This window comes from Terrabacter sp. 01T434, assembly GCF_056398545.1.
Genome location: NZ_JBFTPP010000006.1, coordinates 1 through 17960, shown reverse-complemented (window position 1 = coordinate 17960; position 17960 = coordinate 1). Strand labels below are relative to the sequence as shown.

Genomic DNA, 17960 nt, shown 5'->3' with positions numbered 1-17960 from the left:
AACCTGGATGTCGCGTAGACCCTGGGGATGGGGCGCCGGCGGCCGGAGCCGGCCCTATACCGACTCGAGGACGCTCACGTAGTTGGCCACTGCGAGACCGCCCATGTTGTGGACGGCGGCTCGCCGCGCCGTCGGCAGCTGCATGTCACCGGCCGTGCCGGACAGCTGCATCGCGGCCAGCACGTGCTGTGAGACCCCCGTGGCGCCGACGGGGTGCCCCTTGGCCTTGAGCCCGCCGGAGACGTTGACCGGCAGTCGGCCGTCGCGGTGCACGGCGCCGGCCTCGAGGAGTCGGTGCCCCTCGCCCGCGCCGCGAGACCGATCGCCTCGTAGACGACGAGCTCGGCGATGGTGAAGCAGTCGTGGAGCTCGACGAGGTCGAGGCCCGCGGCGTCGACGTCGGCCATGGCGAGCGCGCGCTCCCAGGCGGCCGTGGTCCCCGCGAACGCGAGCGGGTCGCGCTTGCCAGCGGGCAGGAAGTCGTTGGCGTGGCCGAAGCCGGCGAGGCGCACCGGGTCGACACGGCCACCGGTGGGGCGCGTCGAGAGCACGAGGGCGGCGGCGCCGTCGGACACCGGTGAGCAGTCGGTCCGGCGCAGCGGGTCGGCGACGACGGGGTTGCGGTCCGACACCGTCCGGCAGAAGTCCTCGCCGAGGTCCTTGCGCAGCTGCGCGTAGGGGTTGAGGACGCCGTTGCGGTGGTTCTTCGCGGCGATCGAGCCGAGGGTGTCGACGACCGGGCCGTGGAGCTTCTCGTAGTGCCGGGCGACGTCGGCGAAGAGCCCGGCGAAGCCCGTCGTCGACGCGCGTCCCGCCAGCTCGTAGTCCGCGCCGAGCAGTGCTGCGCCCACGACGTCGGCGGGTGCGTGCGTCATCTTCTCCGCGCCGATGACAAGGACGGTCCGGGCCGTCCTCGCGAGGATCGACTTGACGCCCTGCTGCACGGCCGCCGAGCCCGACGCGCAGGCATTCTCGACGCGCGTCGCGGGCACGTTCGCGAGGTCGTCGCTGACCTGGAGGGCGAGTGACGACGCGAAGCCGAGCGGCCACATCCCTGAGTTGAAGGTGCCGAGCACGACCTCGTCGACCTGCCCCGGCTCGACCCCTGCGCACTCCAGGGCCTCGCTGGCTGCGCTGACGACGAGGCTCTCCAGGGACTCGTCGTCGAGGCGGCCGAACCGGGTGTGGCCCCAACCGGTGACGAGGACATCGGTGCCGAAGGCGTCGCGCAGGCTCATGCGGCTCACGCTAGCTCGCGTGCCGAAACCTCCCGTGGGTCGGGCGGCCACTTCGCCGCTCCGCCAGTGTCGTCCCGCCACACGGGGATCCCCGCGTGGGAGTGCTTGTCTGGCAGTCATGTTCGACGATGACGTGACTCGCTGGGCGCTCCCGCTCGTGCTCGAGCAGCGAGCCGACGAGCTGGGTGGTCGCGAGCTGGTCCACGTCATCGGGCAGGGCTCGCTGTCGTATGCCGCAGCCGCACGTGACGCGCGTCGGGTGGCGTCCCGACTCGCGTCCGTCGGGGTGGGCCGCGGAGACGCGGTGGTGGTACTGCTCCCCAGCGGCCTCGACTTCGTCCGGGTGTGGCTGGGCCTCGGCCGGCTCGGTGCTGTCATCGTGCCTGTCAACACCGCCCTTGAGGGTGCGTTCCTCGCCCATCAGCTGGACGACTGCGGCGCCCGGTTCGTCGTCGCTGACGCCGCCGGCACCCGTGCCGTCCGCGACGCGCTCGGGTCCGCCGCAGGCCTGGAGGTCATCGACCTCACCGGATGGCAGTCGGCGCCTGAATGGGAGGGGCCGTTGCCGCGGGCTGCCGACACCGCCTGCGTCATGTACACCTCGGGCACCACCGGCCCGTCGAAGGGCGTCGTCATGCCGCACGCCCACTGCGTCCTCTTCGGTGTGGGCAGCATCGAGGGGCTGGGCCTGACGGGCGAGGACCGCTACTACGTCACGATGCCGCTCTTCCACGCCAACGGGCTCCTCATGCAGCTCGGGGCGACGATCCTGGCCGGGGCCAGCGCGGTCCTGCGCCCCCGGTTCAGCGCGAGCTCCTGGACGCGGGACGTGCGCGAGCACCGCTGCACGGTGTCCAACCTCCTCGGCTCGATGTCCGAGTTCGTCATCGCCCAGCCGCCCCGCGCCGACGACCGGGAGCTCGGCCTCCGCGTCGTGTGCCCCGTGCCGAACCCTCCCGCGCACGAAGCCGCCTGGCGGGAGCGTTTCGGCGTGCCCGAGGTCGTGACGGCATACGGCATGACGGAGGTCAACATCCCGCTCTACGGCCGCTTGGGGCAGTCGCGGCCCGGCACGGCCGGTCTCGTCCTCGACCGCTGGTTCGAGGTGGAGGTGCGCGACTCGGACACCGACTTGCCGGTACCGCGAGGAACCGTCGGGGAGATCATGGTCCGCCCGCGGGTGCCGTTCGGCTTCATGGCCGGCTACCACGGGCTGCCCGAGGCGACGGTCGCGGCGTGGCGCAGCTTCTGGTTCCACACCGGAGACTCCGGGGTCATGGACGCCGAGGGCTGGGTGAGCTTCGTCGACCGGACCAAGGACTGCATCCGTCGCCGCGGCGAGAACATCTCGTCCTTCGAGGTCGAGAGCGCGGTCGCGGCACTCGAGGGCGTCGCCGAGGTGGCCGCCTACGCCGTGCCGTCGGTCCCTGCCGGCACCGAGGACGAGGTGATGCTGGCCGTCGTCCCCGCCCCGGGCGTGAGCCTCGACTGCGATGAGCTCGTCCAGCGCGTCGACTCCGTCCTGCCGCGCTTCGCGCGTCCGCGCTACGTCGAGCTCGTCGACGAGCTGCCGCGAACTCCCACGGCCAAGGTGCGCAAGGCGGAGCTTCGCCGACGTGCCGTCACACCCTCGACATGGGACCGGGAGGCGGCGGCAGCCGACGTAGGCTGACCGGGTGCATCAGCTGAACGGCATACCTCCGCAACCGACGCTCACCGCGGCGACGACGCGGCTCTCGACCTCGCGCACGTTGCCGCTCGAGACGCACGACCTCGGCACGTTCGACGACCTCGTGGACCTGGTCAGTGGTGGTGGGGTGGTCGTGCTCAGCGGTGCCGGCCTCTCGACGGAGTCCGGCATCCCCGACTACCGGGGACCGGACGGGACCCGCCGCGTCGAGCCGATGACGTACGGCGAGTTCGCGGGATCGCCCGAGGCGCGACGACGCTACTGGGCCCGCAGCTACATCGGCTGGCAGCGCTTCAACGCGGCCGAGCCCAACGAGGGCCACCGCGTCGTCACCGACCTGCAGGCGGCCGGGTACGTCGGGCCGATCATCACGCAGAACGTCGATGGCCTGCACCAGGCGTCCGGAGCGACCGACGTCATCGAGCTGCACGGCTCCCTCGACCGTGCCGTCTGCCTCACCTGCGGTGAGTACACCTCGCGAATCGGCCTGCACCAGAGGATGACCGAGGCGAACCCCGGCTTCATGGAGCGCTTCGCCGAGGCTGCACGCACGGTGGGTTCGCAGTGGGGGGAGCAGGTGCGGCCCGACGGTGACATCGTGCTCGCCGACGCGCTCGTCGACTCGTTCCACGCGCCGCGCTGCCTGGTCTGCGGCAACGACACCGTCAAGCCCGACGTCGTCTTCTTCGGTGAGTCGGTGCCCAAGGCCCTTGTCGAGCAGTGCTTCTCGATGGTCGAGGGCGCCGGCGCGGTGCTCGTGCTCGGGTCGTCGCTGTCCGTGATGAGCGGGTACCGCTTCGTGCGTCGCGCGCACCAGCGCGGCGTGCCGGTCGCGATCGTCACGCGCTCGGCCACGCGGGGCGACGCGCAGGCGACGCTGCGGCTGCACGCCCCGCTCGGCCCGACCCTGGAGGACCTCCGCTGCTCCCTGACCTTCTGAGCTTCCGAACGCCTGAGCATCGTCGGCATCGGATGGCGGCGAATCGCCCACGACCAGAAGGCTACTCGGCCACGGACCTCACCGGTCGCGCTTCTGTGCCGTCGCGCAGGTCCCACAGCTCCTTGGTCTGCACACCCCAGTAGGTGCAGAAGAGCACGATGATGATGGCCTCGGAGATGAGGACGAGGTGGTCGAGTCCACTCCAGGTCAGGGCCGTCAGCACCGTCACCGCGAGGGCGACGGCCAGGGCGACCGCGATCGCGATGTAGATCCGCTTGTAGGTGGCACCCTGGTGGGAGGCGACGGACTGGTGGCGCTCCTCCGCGCGCAGCGCGCTGAGCACCATGACAGCGATGACTCCCGCCACCATGGTGCCTGCGGCGATGCCGTGGCTCAACGCGATGAACCGGTCGCGCAGCAGAAGGAAGAGCGTGAGCTCGCCGAGCAGGACCGCACCGCAGACGACGGTGATGACGACCGAGCGCGCGGTGGGGAGCTCACTGGGATCGCGGGTCGTGGCGCCGCGCTTCAGCCAGGCGGCGACGACCGCGGCGCTGACCGCCACGACGACGAGCGACCAGATGTTGTTGCGCACGGCGGCAGCGATCTCCACCGGGGTCTGGGTGTAGGCGTTCGGTCCGCACCGTGCGTCGGGCACGGTCGGCACCATGGCCACGACGAAGGCCATGAGGCCCGAGAAGTTCAGGAGCACGTCCTCCTCGGGGGAGTGACCCTTGTAGGCGATGAGGCTGACGCCGAGGGCGCACAACGAGCCGACGAAGACCGAGCGCGCGGGCGTGTAGTAGTAGGCGCTGATCGACCCGAGCCAGCACGAGTGGTCCGTCTCCCACCACCACTGGTAGCCGACCGAGAGCAGCAGCATGAGCAGCAGGGCGATCATCGCCCCGCGCAGGTACCGGTAGGTGAGGACAACGTCCCGAGTGCGTGACGGTGTCATCGGACCGCGGGCTCAGATGCGACGCAGGACGGCCGTGACCTTGCCGAGGATCGTGGCGTGGTCGCCGTCGATGGGGGAGAAGTCGGGGTTGTGCGGCATCAGCCACACGTGGCCGTCCTTGCGCTTGAACGTCTTGACCGTCGCCTCGTTGTCGAGCATGGCCGCCACGACGTCACCGTTGTCGGCGTGCTGCTGCTGGCGCACGACGACCCAGTCCCCGTGGCAGATGGCGGCGTCGACCATCGAGTCACCGTTGACCTTGAGCAGGAAGAGGTCGCCCTCGCCGACGAGCTGCTTGGGGAGCGGGAAGACGTCCTCCACGACCTCCTCGGCCGTGATCGGCACGCCGGCTGCGATCTGCCCGAGCACGGGGACGTAGGAGGCCTCCGGGCGGGCGTCGCCCGAGTCGGTGTCGGTGTCGTACTGGTCGCCCCGCGCACGCTGCGGCGTCGCGTCGCCCCCGCGGTAGCCCAGCTCCTCGGCCTTGGCGTCGGGGGAGACGACCTCGAGCGCGCGCGGCCGGTTGGGGTCACGCCGCAGGTAGCCCTTGGCGACGAGGGCGTTGAGCTGGTGGGAGACGCTGGAGGGGCTGGCCAGGCCGACCGCGTCGCCGATCTCGCGCATGCTCGGGGGGTAGCCGCGGCGGTCGACGGAGTTGCGGATGACCTCGAGCACCCGTCGCTGGCGGACGGTGAGGCCGTCGCCGGTCTCGCGATCGGGAAGCTCGGTGACGCCCATGGTGTCCCTTTCGTCAGCTCGTCAGACCGCGGTGTGACGCTCGGCGCGGGGCCAGTGTCAGTGGTGGCTGGTGAGGTTTCTGGTGTGAGCAGAGACTACGAGGTTCGAACACAGTTGCCAAACACCTGTTCGAGGCGTGTCTCGACTTCATCGAACATACGTGCTAGAACTCGTACAGACGTTCTATCGAACATGTGTTCGCCAGATCCGAAGCAAGGGGAGGTCACCATGAGCGCCATCGTCCTCGAGGCCGTTCGTTCGCCGCACACCGAGGAGCCTGCGCGGTCGCTGCCGACCGGTCGGCCCCGTCTCGTCCTGGTGCCCACCGGCCGGGACGCCACCCGGGCCGCCCGCGCGGCGCGCCTCACGCGGCCACCCGTGCGCCTGACGCGGTTCGGTCGGCTCGTCGTGACCCTGTTCGTCGCGACGGTCGTCGCCGTTCTCGGGGTGGGTCTGGCCGGCCAGCTCGCGTCGGCCACCGGCGAGCCGCGCACCGTCACGGTCCAGTCGGGCCAGACGCTGTCGGGTGTCGCCGCCCGTGAGCTGCCCGGGGTGTCGACGGCGGACGCGGTGGTCGAGCTCCAAGTCGCCAACGGACTCAGCTCCACGGCGCTCCATGCCGGTCAGCAGCTCGTCATCCCGGGACGTTGACCTCGGCCAGCCCATCCGGGCTCTGGTCGATCGCGTATGCCGCGTCCGTGCTTGCGCTTCGACCATCCCACCTGATCCGCCGCGTTGGCTCCACCTTCAGCGGCTGGCGGTAGCGGCGCTTCGACCCCGTCGTTCCCGCCACGGACGCCGCACCCCAGACCAGGGGTGCGGCGTTCTGCTGTCGTCCCGGGGCCTGTGGATGACGCACGAGCGCCGCGCCGCGTGCGGCCTAGCGTTGCCGTCCTGGGGAGAGGAGCAGGGCATGCGCTACGAGGTGGACACGGCCGCACTGCGCGACGACGTCAGCACGATCGACGAGGTCCTGGTGCGGGTTCAACGACTCGGGATCGCGGACGAGCTGACGCCGGTGGCCGCGGCCCTTCCGGGCAGCCGGACCGGCTCAGCGTTGCGTGACGTCGCCGCGGCGTGGACGGCTCGGTTGGCCGGGACGCGCTGGGAGCTGAAGGAGCTGGGGCGATCCCTGGCAGCGGCAGCCGACACCTACGACGCGGTCGAGCGTGCAGCGCGGCAGAGCGTCGAAGGATCGTTCGGCGGCCTCCGGTGACCGTTGCCGGTGGGTCGCTGACGCTGTCGGTGCGCGACATCCGCGCGAGCCGTCCGCAGTCCCTCGTTGCCGTCAGCAGGGGCCTCGAGGACCGTCGGCGACGGGTGGTGGTGCTGGCCGAGCTGGTGCTCTGGCGTCGAGCAGCCGCCCCACGATGGTCGGGTGCCGCATCATCGGCCGCCGCAGACCGGTACGCCGTCGTCATTACCGGGCTGGGTCGGCTGGCGGCGAGCATCGCCGTGGCTGGTCAGGCTGTGGGACACGCGGCTGGCCGCCTGGAGGCGGCCATCGACCTGGTTCGTCGGGCCGACCGGCGCGCGGTCGACGAGGGCGCGTGGATCGATGACGACGGGCGTCTCTTCCTCCCGGTCCGGGCCTCACTCGGTCATCCCGCCCTGGAGGCACACCGTGCCCGCCTCGACGAGCTGCTGCGTGCCGAGGTGCATGCGTGCCTGGCCCAGGCGCGCCGGGCGGCTGCCGAGACCGACGACGAGCTGCTTCGCGCACTGCTGTCATCGGCCCGAGGCGCGACGTCGGCAGTCGGTGCCGGTGTCGGTGCCTCGGTGCTCGGGTCACTGGCACCGCCACCGACCGCATCGGCGGCCGGGGGTGTCAGCGCCCAGGTGTTCGCCTCTGCAGCCTGGTGGCGCTCGATGACCGACGAGGAGCGTCGCAGGGCGATCCGTGACCACCCGGAGTGGGTGGGGCCGCGTGACGGTGTGCCTGCCACGGCACGCCACGAAGCCAACCTCGTGCTGCTCGCGCGAGCGGAGGAGGTGGCGTGGACCAAGGCCCGTGAGGCACGACGTTCGGGATGGGTCGGCAACGCCGCAGAGCGCACCCGCGCCGATGAGCACGTCGCCGCGCTCCAGGCGGTCCGCGACGTGCTCGCACGTCGTGACGGTGGCGAGCGGCTGCTCCTGCTCATCGACCCGAGGGGGCTCGACGTCAAGGCGGTGGTGGCGCTCGGGGACGTCGACCGGGCCGAGCATGTCGTGACCTTCGTGGGTGGACTGTCCACGATGGTCGGCACGGACCTGCGCCGCTACGACGACATCTTCGTGCGCATGCGCTCCGAAGCCCGATCGGTCGCGGCCGGGCAGGACGTCGCCATCGTGACCTGGATGGGCTACGACGCCCCACAAGTGCACGAGATCGTCAGTTCCATCGACCGGAACGTGCTGAACGCCAAGCTCGCCCGCGACAATGCCGGAGCCCTCGCCGACTTCGCGACCGGCATCGAGGCGGCGCGTGACCGGCCCGCCCACCAGACCGTGTGGGCCCACTCCTACGGGGCCACGCTCGCGGGCTTCGCGTCCCTGCGCACGAGCGCCGTGGACGACGTGGCCGTCTTCGGCGCGCCCGGGCTGCCGTTCTCCGACGTGTCGCGAAGCGCGCTCAAGCCCGGTTCCCTCAACGTCCTGGGAGCGGTCGGCGACGACGTCTTCAACTACGGGTGGATGGTGCACGGCACACCGGCCGCCGAGGTGGCCGGCGCGACCCGGCTGTCGACCTTCGCGCTGAAGAGGGCCGGGTCCGGCTGCAACCACTGGCTGCACTCCAGGTCGGAGTTCGTCGACGTGGGGCGCACCTCAGCCGGACACTCCGACTACCTGCGTGCCGGCACGGACAGCGAGCGCAACCTCGTGGTCATCGCCGCCGGCCGGCCTGACCTCCGGGTCCTCCAGGGCGCTGACGAGCGTGCCTGCACGACGACGGGCCCGAGTCTCGGGACCAACCCGCTGAGCTGGCCCAGGCTGGTCCCTTGAGCGCCGACGCCGACGTGAGCCCCGACGTGAGCCCCGAGGTGAGCCCCGAGGTGAGCCCCGACGTGGACCCCGACGTGGACCCCGACGTCGACCGGATGGCCGTGGCTGCGCGCCGCGACCGCCTCGTCGTCACCGCGTGTGTCTCGCTGGCCTTCCTCCAGACACTGCCGTACGTCGTGGTCGGCTGGATCACTGCGGGTGGGACGGCCGCCGGCGACGGTGCGCTCCACGCACTCTCTCCCGCCGCGCTGCTCGGTGTCGTGGCCTTCGGGCTCGTGCTTGCCGTTGCACTGGCCCAGCCCAGTCTGCGTCCGATGGCCCGAGGCTGCGCGCCGTCCGGGGCGAGCGGCTGCGACCCATCACGCACTCCGGTCATGCCAGGGCGACAAGCCCGTCCGTGGCTGCGCCGGCTGCGCTGGGCCGTCGGGGCGGCCCTGGCCGGTGCAGCCGTCCACGCCACCGCGGTCCTGATCGATGACGCCGGCCGTTCGGGGGCGGAGGCTCTCGGCAGGTCCCTCGACGACGGGTCGGCGCTGTGGGCCTACGTGTTGCTGCTGGTCCAGGTCCTTGCTCAGGACCCACGGGCGTTCGTCGCCGTCGTGCTGGCGATGGTCGCCCTCGCGCGGGCTCGCCGCCCCGTCAGGCTGCCGAGGTCACATCCGACTCGTCGGGACCATCCACCACCGCCGGGAGCTCGAACCACACGTCGGTCCCCGGCCCCTCCACCGAGCTGATCCCGATCGTGCCGCCGTGCGTCTCGATGATTCGCTTGACGGTGGCCAGACCGATGCCACTGCCGTCGACCGAGGTCTCGACCCGGTTGAAGAGGCCGAACACCAGGTCGCGGTCGCCGGCCGAGATCCCGATGCCGTTGTCACGCACCGAGAGTCGCCAGCTCTCGCCCCTGCGCTCGCCGGACACCTCGATGACGGGCGGCACGCCGGGGCGGGCGTACTTCACCGCGTTGGAGACGAGGTTGAGCAACACCGAGTAGAGCTGCTGCCCGTCGGCGGGCAGCGTCGGCAGCTCGCCCGCCATGACGCTCGCCGACCTGGCTTCGAGGGTCGGTGCGAGGTCCTCCAGCACCGAGGCGAGCACGACGTCCAGGTCCGTGTCGGCCCGGTGCAGCTCGGCCCCGACCCTGGCATGGGCGAGGATCTGCTCGATCATCCCGGCCATCCGGGTTGCGGAACGATGGGCGGTGGCGACGAGGCGCCCCGTCCAGACGTCACCGGCGACGGCGGGCTGCTGGCCGAGCATCTCCGTGCTGGCCATGATCGCGGTGAGCGGGGTGCGCAGGTCGTGGCTCACCTGGCCGGCGAAGACCGACAGTGCCTCGTTGGAGCGGTGCAGCTCGTCCCTCGTCTGGGTCAGGGCAGCGAGGGAGTCCTCCAGCTCGCGGGTCCGCAGGCGCAGCTCGAGCACGTCGACGACGCGCTCGGCGATCGCGACGAGCGCCTCCTCCTGGGCCTCGACCAGCTCCCGCGGCTGCGAGTCGAAGACGCACAGACGGCCGATGATGACGCCGTCCGGCGTCGTCAGGGGCGCGGAGGCGTAGAAGCGGACGGTGCCCAGGATCCCTGTCACGAAGGGGTTCTCGCGGAAGCGGTCGTCGAGGCTGGCGTCCGGGACGACGACCCGGTCGGTGTCGTCGAGCACCGCGGCGCACATCGAGTCCTCGCGGGCGCAGATCGAGGCGGCGAAGCCGGTCGTGGCGATCTGTTGCTGCTGCGTCGAGGTGATGATGTTGATGGCGGCGCGCGGGACCGCGCACACCTGGGCGGCGATGTCCACGAGGGCCTGCAGCTCGCGCTGGGGTGCGTCGAAGAGGACGCCGTAGACGGCCAGCGCTTCCTCTCGCTGCTGTCCCGGGTCGAGGACGTCGTGCACTGGTGTCCGGTTTGTCACCCGCGAAGCCTCTGACATCGCCGCTCCACGAGCAAGCACCCAAACGTGCCATGTCGTGCACCCCCGGTCGCCAGCCCCACGGCATACGCAGGCGTGTCTGGGCTCGTCGGGGAAGCGGTAGATGAGGGATGCTCGGATGTCGCCCACCCCAAGATGTGGGGGTGGCGGGGGCGCCACGCCCGGCGACACGCCCGGTGCGCCTGGGACCCGAGTGGCGTTTGTGCAGGTCAGCGGCTCGACGCGCCGGACCTGCATCGTGTGCTTGCGATCGGGGTCACACCATGCCTACAGTTACCCCTACATCTAGTAGTTACACAGATGTAAGACGTCCACATGTAGTCCCCAGGCAATCGGGGGTTACGCACAGGTCATCCCCAAGTCGTCCCCAGCCCCATCCCCAGGCCACGTCGGTCCCACGAACACCGACCAGCATCGGGGAGGGGCGGCACTCGGCATGCGGGGCGGCCGCATCTCGTTGGAACGACTGGATCTCGGGAAGGGAAGGTGACCAGGCGTGCACTGTCCGTTCTGTCGCCACACCGACTCGCGGGTCATCGACTCGCGCACGACCGACGACGGCGCCTGCATCCGCCGGCGTCGCCAGTGTCCCGAGTGCAACCGCCGCTTCACCACGCTCGAGACCTCGAGCCTCAACGTGATCAAGCGGTCGGGTGCCTCGGAGCCGTTCAGCCGGGCCAAGGTCCTCACCGGCGTGCGCAAGGCATGCCAGGGGCGCCCCGTCAGCGAGGACGACCTGGCCCTTCTCGCCCAGAAGGTCGAGGAGGCGATCCGGTCGCAGGGAAACGCCGAGATCGAGGCGCACGAGGTCGGCATGGCCGTCCTCGAACCGCTCCGCGAGCTCGACGAGGTCGCGTACCTCAGGTTCGCCAGCGTCTACCAGGCGTGGGAGAGCCTCGAGGACTTCGAAGGAGCCATCGCGCTCCTGCGAGCCGAGCGCGCCGCGCTGGGGGAGGAGCCCAGCGCTCCCGCCCGGTTCGACGCCCCGCGGTAACCACCCTCCACGCACCACCGGAGCACCACCCACTGTCGGTGCTCCCCGCAAGACTCACCACCAGCAGCAGACACGGTCAGGGAGGCCGCACGACATGACGGAGATCGGTAACCGCAGCTCACGCTCCAAGGCTGGCGCCAAGGGCGTCAAGATCGAGCGCATCTACACCACGCCCGGTGTGCACCCGTACGACGAGGTGACGTGGGAGAAGCGCGACGTCGTCCAGCAGAACTGGAAGACGGGCGAGACGATCTTCGAGCAGCGCGGCGTCGAGTTCCCCGACTTCTGGTCGGTCAACGCCAGCACGATCGTGACCACCAAGTACTTCCGCGGCGCCGTCGGCACCGCGGCCCGCGAGGTCTCGCTCAAGCAGCTCATCGACCGCGTCGTGCTGACGTACGCCGCCGCGGGCAAGAGCAACGGCTACTTCGCCTCGCCCGAGGACGCCGAGATCTTCGAGCACGAGCTGACTCACGCCCTCCTGCACCAGGTCTTCTCGTTCAACTCGCCGGTGTGGTTCAACGTCGGCACCAAGAGCCCCCAGCAGGTCTCGGCGTGCTTCATCCTCTCCGTCGACGACTCGATGGACTCGATCCTCAACTGGTACAAGGAGGAGGGGAAGATCTTCCAGGGCGGCTCCGGTGCCGGCCTCAACCTCTCCCGCATCCGCTCCTCCAAGGAGCTGCTCTCCTCCGGCGGCACGGCCTCCGGCCCCGTCTCCTTCATGCGCGGCGCCGATGCCTCCGCCGGCACCATCAAGTCGGGCGGCGCCACCCGCCGCGCGGCCAAGATGGTCGTGCTCGACGTCGATCACCCGGACATCGAGGAGTTCGTCGAGACCAAGGCGCGCGAGGAGGACAAGATCCGCGCCCTGCGCGACGCCGGCTTCGACATGGACCTCGGCGGCAAGGACATCGTCTCCGTCCAGTACCAGAACGCCAACAACTCGGTCCGCGTCAACGACGAGTTCATGAAGGCCGTCGAGGACGGCACGGAGTTCGGCCTGCGCTCGCGCTCCGACGGATCCGTCATCGACACCGTCGACGCCCGTGAGCTCTTCGGCAAGATCGCCAAGGCCGCGTGGGAGTGCGCCGACCCGGGCATCCAGTACGACGACACGATCAACGCGTGGCACACCAACCCCGAGACGGGCCGCATCACGGCCTCCAACCCGTGCTCGGAGTACATGTCGCTCGACAACTCCTCGTGCAACCTCGCCTCGCTCAACCTGCTGAAGTTCCTCCGCGACGACGACACGTTCGACGCCGTCACCTTCCAGAAGGTCGTCGAGCTCGTCATCACCGCGATGGACATCTCCATCTGCTTCGCGGACTTCCCGACCGAGCCCATCGGCGAGACGACCCGCAACTACCGCCAGCTCGGCATCGGCTACGCCAACCTCGGCGCGCTGCTCATGGCGACCGGTCACGGCTACGACTCCGAGGGCGGGCGCGCCCTGGCCGCCTCGATCACCTCGCTGCTCACGGGCGCCGCCTACAAGCGCTCCGCCGAGATGGCCTCGGTCGTCGGCGCCTACGCCGGCTACGCCCGCAACGCGGACGCCCACAAGCGGGTCATGCGCAAGCACCAGGCCGCCAACGACAACATCAAGACGCTCGACGCGATGGACTCCGACGTCCACCAGCTCGCGACGAAGGCGTGGGACGACGTCGTCAAGCTCGGTGAGAAGCACGGCTACCGCAACGCCCAGGCGTCGGTCCTCGCGCCGACCGGCACCATCGGCTTCATGATGGACTGCGACACGACCGGCATCGAGCCGGACTTCTCGCTCGTCAAGTTCAAGAAGCTCGTCGGTGGCGGCTCGATGCAGATCGTCAACCTCACGATTCCTCGCGCGCTCAAGAAGCTCGGCTACCAGCAGGAGTCGATCGAGGCCATCGTCGAGTACATCGCCGACAAGGGCCACGTCATCGACGCGCCCGGCCTCAAGCCCGAGCACTACGAGGTCTTCGACACCGCCATGGGTGCTCGTTCGATCTCGGCCATGGGTCACGTGCGCATGATGGCCGCGACCCAGCCGTTCCTCTCGGGTGCCATCTCCAAGACGGTCAACCTCCCCGAGACGGCCACGGTCGAGGAGATCCAGGACGTCTACATGCAGGGCTGGAAGCTCGGCATCAAGGCGCTCGCGATCTACCGCGACAACTGCAAGGTCGGCCAGCCGCTGTCCGACGGTGGCTCCACGGCGAAGGACAACAAGGCTGCTGCGGACGCCGCTGCCGCCGACGTCAAGGTCGAGAAGGTCATCGAGTACCGTCCGGTCCGTCGCCGCCTGCCCAAGCGCCGCAGCTCGCAGACGACGTCGTTCGCCGTCGGTGGCGCCGAGGGCTACCTCACGGCCGGCACCTACGACGACCAGCAGCTCGGCGAGATCTTCCTCAAGTTCGGCAAGCAGGGCTCGACCCTGGCCGGCGTGATGGACGCCTTCTCGATCGCGGTCTCCATCGGGCTCCAGTACGGCGTGCCGCTCGAGACGTTCGTGGAGAAGTTCACGAACCTCCGCTTCGAGCCGGCCGGCCTCACCGACGACCCCGACGTCCGCATGGCGCAGTCGATCATGGACTACGTGTTCCGCCGTCTGGCGCTCGACTACCTCGACTTCGACACTCGCTCCTTCATGGGCATCCACACGGCGTCCGAGCGGGCCCGTCAGGTCGAGACAGGCTCCTACGAGGCGATCGAGTCCGACGAGTCCGACGAGGATCTCGAGGACGAGCTCGAGTCGCTGCAGCAGTCGGCTCCGGTCTCGAAGAAGGCCGAGCCCAAGTCGGACGAGGCGACCAAGGCAGAGTCGCCGGCGGCTGCTGCCGAGGTCAAGTCAGGCGCGGGCGCTGCCTCTGCCCGTGAGATCTCGAACGACGTGCACAGCTCGGCCGAGCTGCTCGAGAAGTTCGGTGGCATCACCGCTGACGCGCCGATCTGCATGACCTGCGGCACGAAGATGCGTCCCGCCGGCTCCTGCTACGTCTGCGAGGGTTGCGGAAGCACCAGCGGCTGCAGCTGACAGTCAACCCTCAAGGAGTGTCGCAAACTGCTTGAGCACGAGTGACATTCACTTGGTCAGCAATGGCACGGATCATCAGAGTGGCATTTCGCTGGCGAGAAGGCCCGGCTCCCCGAAAGGGGGCCGGGCCTTCTCCGCGCTGTGGCTCAGCATCCGGTGGGCCCGCACGCTCCCGCGCCGCCGGCGAAGACGCCGATCGGGATCAGCTGCGAGGCGGCGCGCACCGTCGGCATCGCGGCGACCGGAAGGGACCGCTGATCCACTCCCGGGGTGGGACTGCAACAGCCCCCACCGCCTTCGCCGTTGCCCTCGGGAGCAGCGTCGTCGAAGAGGCCGGCACCGCCGCAGACGCCCGTCTCCGGGAGGGTGAGCTCGACACGGGAGGCTGCTTCGTGGTCGCCGTCGAGGGCCGCGGCGACGGAGCGGACCTGCTCGTAGCCGGTGAGGGCCAGGAAGGTGGGCGCGCGGCCGTATGACTTCATCCCGACGACGTAGAGGTCCTGTTCGTCGTGGGATAGCTCGGTCGCGCCGTGCGGGTAGACGGTGCCGCAGGAGTGGACGTTCGGGTCGATGAGCGGGGCCAGCGCGGCCGGGGCCTCGAGGCGGGTGTCGAGGCGCAGCCGCACCTCGGACAGCATGGAGTGGTCGGGCCGGAACCCCGTGAGGCCGATGACCTCGTCCACGCCGTCGATACGGGCCCCGTCCTGACTGACGAGCGTCAGCGAGCCAGCGCCGCGCGTCTGCTCGGACGCGTGTTCGATGGCTTGGGTGCGGAAGCCGGTGACGACCTCGATGTGCCCGGCGGCCACGGCATCGCGCGCCCGCAGGCCCAGCGCGCCGAGGGCGGGAAGCTGGTCGGCGTCGCCGCCGCCGAACGCGTTGTCGACAGCCCTGCGACGCAGCACCCACACCGCCGTGGTGCCCGGCACCTGGTCGGCCAGGGTCGCCAGTGCCACCAGCACGGTCAGGGCCGAGTGGCCGGAGCCGACGACGGCGGTCCGCTTGCCGCCGGTGCGCGCGCTGTCGCCAGGGTCAGCCCCGAGCTTCCTCTCCCTCATCGACGCCGCGATCACCCTGGACCGGCAGCTGGACGAGAAACCACAGGGCGCATCGCGGACGGGCTGACGACGCAAGACGGCGCCACGTGACCAAGGCTCCTCCCTGGGCGCTGCGATCGCCGGCACGATCCTGTTCGCCGGATTCACCCGCGGAGCGTATGCCGCGACCGTGGCCGCGTCGGCCGCGTTTGGACTCGTGGGGCTCGGGGTCGTGTTCGCGGCGGGCCTCGACAAAGACGTAGTACGTTCGCACGAGTGCCTTCCCGCGCCCTGAGCGCAACCTTTGATGAGGTGGAGTGGGAGTTGTCGGGAGGGGTGCGTGATGCGAATTCCGTCATGGCACAGGCTGTTCCGGTTTTTTTCATGGTTTGTCGGGGCACATCACCCGCACCCGAGGCGTCGATGGATGGCCAGGAGCACCGTCGCCGCTGTGGTTGGCGTCGCCGCGCTGGTCCTCCAGTCGGTGGGGTCGGTGCTCGCGCCTGCAGAGGCTGCGACGCCCCTGAACGTCTTCGTCGGCTACATGGACACGCACTCCGTCGCGTCGAGTGCGAAGCAGCCGAAACCGTGGCCGTACACCGACCCGACGAGCTACGTCGGCTCGCCATGCCCGGCATACCCCAACAGCACGACGTGCTGGGACGCGGCAGCGCTCCGTCTGGACAATCCCGGCAGTGTCGACGTCACCGGCATCCACCCGGTGGTCACGATCGGCTCGAGCACCTACAACCTCTGGGGTTCCAACCTGACGGTCAAGGCGCACGGGACGCTCGTCCTCACCGAGACCGGCGCGCAGAACTCGACCAACTTCGACGGCTCGGACTTCGCTCCCAACTCCTACAACGGGGGGAACACGGCATCATGCGTCAACTCCGGTGCCATCCCCGACGTGAAGATCACCCTGGGCGGGGCCACGACGACCTACCTTGACTCGGGCCAGGTGCTCAACGGGGGTGGAGTCGACAGCGGACACTGCGTCAACGGCAGCTTCGTCAGCGGCCGGATCGACGAGTCGCACCCCTGGGTCCAGATCGGGACGGCGGCTGCCGCGGCCCCAGCGGCGCCGCAGAGCCTGGCCGCCGTCGCGGGCGACGGCTCGGTGAACCTGTCGTGGGCCGCGCCGACGTCCGATGGAGGGTCGCCTGTCACGGGCTACACCATCTACCGCGGCACGAGCGCTGGGGGCGAGAGCGCGACGCCGATCGCGACGAACGTCAAGACGACCACGTATGCCGACACGGGCCGAGTCAACGGCRCGACGTACTTCTACACMGTYGCRGCCGTSAACGSSGTKGGCACGTCGCCGCAGTCGAACGAGGCGTCSGCGACGCCTCAGTCCACGCAACCGACGGCGCCCACGGCGCCCACCGGGTTGGCGGCGGTGGCCGGTAACGCGTCCGTGACACTCTCGTGGACGGCGCCCACGTCCGACGGTGGGTCGGCGATCACGGGTTACACCATCTACCGCGGTTCGGCTCCCGGAGGGGAGAGTGCGACCCCGATCGCCACGAACGTCAGGGCGACGAGCTTCACCGACACGGGCGAGGTGAATGGCAGCGCGTACTACTACAAGGTGGCTGCGGTGAACGCCGTCGGCACGTCGCCACAGTCCAACGAGGCGTCGGCGACCCCGCGCGGGACGGTCTCGTCGGCGCCCGTGGGCCTCGTGGCCTCGGCGGGCGACACCTCGGTGGCCCTGTCCTGGCAGATGCCGGCGTCGGACGGCGGTTCGGGAATCACCGGGTACAATGGACGGCTCCGGCGTCGAATGGTGGGTCGGCGGTGACGGGGTACAACGTCTACCGGGGCACGAGTGCGGGTGGTGAGTCCGCGACTGCGATCGCTTCGAACGTGAGCGGTACCAGCTTCACGGACACCGGGTTGGTCAACGGGACGGCGTACTTCTACCGCGTGGCTGCGGTGAATGCCGTCGGGACGTCGGCTCTGTCGAACGAGGCATCGGCGACCCCTCGGGCGACGCCCCCGTCGAGCCCGCTGTCGTTGGCGGCGGTGGCCGGCAACGGGTCGGTGGCGTTGTCGTGGACGGCTCCGGCGTCGAATGGTGGGTCGGCGGTGACGGGGTACAACGTGTACCGCGGGACGAGCGCGGGCGCTGAAGGTGCGACGCCGGTCGCTTCGAACGTGAGCGGGACCAGCTTCACCGACACGTCGGTCAGCAACGGGACGGCGTACTTCTACCGGGTGGCTGCGGTGAACGCGGTCGGCACGTCGCCGTTGTCGAACGAGGCGTCGGCGACTCCGCAGGCCGCGGTGGCGGCGGGCTACGTGGGTCGGGTCGGGTCGGCGACGGCGTCGGCGGCGCGGACGACGACCACGCTGACGGTCGGCTCGAGCGGGGTGCAGGCGGGGCACACCCTGGTGGTGTCGTTGTTGTTGTCCTCGACGAG

The 17960-nt window shown here is 70.2% G+C and carries 14 protein-coding genes and 1 pseudogene; 10 read left to right on the top strand and 5 right to left on the bottom strand.

The genetic code is table 11. The features are described from left to right. Positions 1-54 precede the first annotated feature (54 nt). Positions 55-1238, bottom strand: a pseudogene (locus AC1DIW_RS13920) (acetyl-CoA acetyltransferase). A 118-nt stretch (positions 1239-1356) separates the two neighbouring features. Here AC1DIW_RS13920 and AC1DIW_RS13915 point away from each other — a divergent pair. Both AC1DIW_RS13915 and AC1DIW_RS13910 read left to right on the top strand, forming a co-directional pair. Beyond that, a complete protein-coding gene (locus AC1DIW_RS13915) occupies positions 1357-2910 on the top strand; it encodes an AMP-binding protein (RefSeq protein WP_478108897.1) in 1554 nt (517 codons plus the stop codon). A 4-nt stretch (positions 2911-2914) separates the two neighbouring features. After that, entirely contained in the window at positions 2915-3868 is a 954-nt protein-coding gene (locus AC1DIW_RS13910; protein ID WP_478108895.1) for a Sir2 family NAD-dependent protein deacetylase, read from the top strand. Positions 3869-3929: 61 nt separating this feature from the next. On the opposite strand, the gene AC1DIW_RS13905 is transcribed toward AC1DIW_RS13910, so the two are convergent. Beyond that, on the bottom strand, positions 3930-4826 hold the full coding sequence (locus AC1DIW_RS13905) for a hypothetical protein (protein WP_478108893.1): 897 nt from the start codon (positions 4824-4826) through the stop codon (positions 3930-3932). Positions 4827-4838: 12 nt separating this feature from the next. Then, positions 4839-5564, bottom strand: a complete 726-nt coding sequence (gene lexA / locus AC1DIW_RS13900) for a transcriptional repressor LexA (protein WP_442280273.1) — start codon at positions 5562-5564, stop codon at positions 4839-4841. Between the two features lie 228 nt (positions 5565-5792). On the opposite strand from lexA, the gene AC1DIW_RS13895 reads away from it, so the two are divergent. From AC1DIW_RS13895 to AC1DIW_RS13880, 4 genes are all read left to right on the top strand, one after another. Beyond that, positions 5793-6215, top strand: coding sequence for a LysM peptidoglycan-binding domain-containing protein (locus tag AC1DIW_RS13895; protein ID WP_478108891.1), 423 nt, complete (start codon positions 5793-5795; stop codon positions 6213-6215). Between the two features lie 262 nt (positions 6216-6477). Continuing rightward, positions 6478-6780, top strand: coding sequence for a hypothetical protein (locus tag AC1DIW_RS13890; RefSeq protein ID WP_478108889.1), 303 nt, complete (start codon positions 6478-6480; stop codon positions 6778-6780). Further along, positions 6777-8549: an alpha/beta hydrolase gene (locus tag AC1DIW_RS13885; RefSeq protein WP_478108887.1), complete on the top strand. Its 1773-nt coding sequence runs from the start codon at positions 6777-6779 to the stop codon at positions 8547-8549. The genes AC1DIW_RS13890 and AC1DIW_RS13885 overlap by 4 nt, the downstream gene beginning before the upstream one ends. Beyond that, complete coding sequence (locus AC1DIW_RS13880; protein ID WP_478108886.1) at positions 8546-9283, top strand: hypothetical protein; 738 nt, start codon at positions 8546-8548, stop codon at positions 9281-9283. Before AC1DIW_RS13885 ends, AC1DIW_RS13880 begins: the two co-directional genes overlap by 4 nt. Here AC1DIW_RS13880 and AC1DIW_RS13875 read toward each other — a convergent pair. After that, on the bottom strand, positions 9189-10457 hold the full coding sequence (locus AC1DIW_RS13875) for a sensor histidine kinase (RefSeq protein WP_478108884.1): 1269 nt from the start codon (positions 10455-10457) through the stop codon (positions 9189-9191). The genes AC1DIW_RS13880 and AC1DIW_RS13875 overlap by 95 nt on opposite strands. Positions 10458-10971: 514 nt before the next feature. On the opposite strand from AC1DIW_RS13875, the gene nrdR reads away from it, so the two are divergent. Then, on the top strand, positions 10972-11469 hold the full coding sequence (nrdR, locus tag AC1DIW_RS13870; protein ID WP_442280267.1) for a transcriptional regulator NrdR: 498 nt from the start codon (positions 10972-10974) through the stop codon (positions 11467-11469). A 94-nt stretch (positions 11470-11563) separates the two neighbouring features. Continuing rightward, the gene (locus tag AC1DIW_RS13865; protein WP_442280266.1) at positions 11564-14494 is read left to right on the top strand and encodes a vitamin B12-dependent ribonucleotide reductase; all 2931 of its coding nucleotides are present in this window, start codon (positions 11564-11566) and stop codon (positions 14492-14494) included. Between the two features lie 146 nt (positions 14495-14640). Here the strand turns inward: AC1DIW_RS13865 and AC1DIW_RS13860 are convergent, their stop codons facing one another. Next, positions 14641-15552 (bottom strand): hypothetical protein, encoded by a 912-nt coding sequence (locus AC1DIW_RS13860; RefSeq protein WP_478108882.1) that lies wholly within the window; start codon positions 15550-15552, stop codon positions 14641-14643. Positions 15553-15958: 406 nt separating this feature from the next. Here AC1DIW_RS13860 and AC1DIW_RS13855 point away from each other — a divergent pair, with 406 nt between their 5' ends. Together AC1DIW_RS13855 and AC1DIW_RS13850 are read left to right on the top strand one after the other, a co-directional pair. Then, a complete protein-coding gene (locus AC1DIW_RS13855; RefSeq protein ID WP_478108881.1) occupies positions 15959-17338 on the top strand; it encodes a fibronectin type III domain-containing protein in 1380 nt (459 codons plus the stop codon). After that, positions 17335-17960: fibronectin type III domain-containing protein (locus AC1DIW_RS13850; RefSeq protein ID WP_478108879.1), on the top strand; the 626-nt coding region annotated here is incomplete at its 3' end. The genes AC1DIW_RS13855 and AC1DIW_RS13850, both read left to right, overlap by 4 nt.

What these genes read in the sequence shown, in the direction of transcription:
- AC1DIW_RS13915 (WP_478108897.1), top strand. Translation starts at nt 1,357, where the DNA reads ATGTTCGACGATGACGTGACTCGCTGGGCGCTCCCGCTCGTGCTCGAG.
- AC1DIW_RS13865 (WP_442280266.1), top strand. Translation starts at nt 11,564, where the DNA reads ATGACGGAGATCGGTAACCGCAGCTCACGCTCCAAGGCTGGCGCCAAG.
- AC1DIW_RS13895 (WP_478108891.1), top strand. Translation starts at nt 5,793, where the DNA reads ATGAGCGCCATCGTCCTCGAGGCCGTTCGTTCGCCGCACACCGAGGAG.
- AC1DIW_RS13890 (WP_478108889.1), top strand. Translation starts at nt 6,478, where the DNA reads ATGCGCTACGAGGTGGACACGGCCGCACTGCGCGACGACGTCAGCACG.
- AC1DIW_RS13860 (WP_478108882.1), bottom strand. Translation starts at nt 15,552, where the DNA reads ATGAGGGAGAGGAAGCTCGGGGCTGACCCTGGCGACAGCGCGCGCACC.
- lexA (WP_442280273.1), bottom strand. Translation starts at nt 5,564, where the DNA reads ATGGGCGTCACCGAGCTTCCCGATCGCGAGACCGGCGACGGCCTCACC.
- AC1DIW_RS13905 (WP_478108893.1), bottom strand. Translation starts at nt 4,826, where the DNA reads ATGACACCGTCACGCACTCGGGACGTTGTCCTCACCTACCGGTACCTG.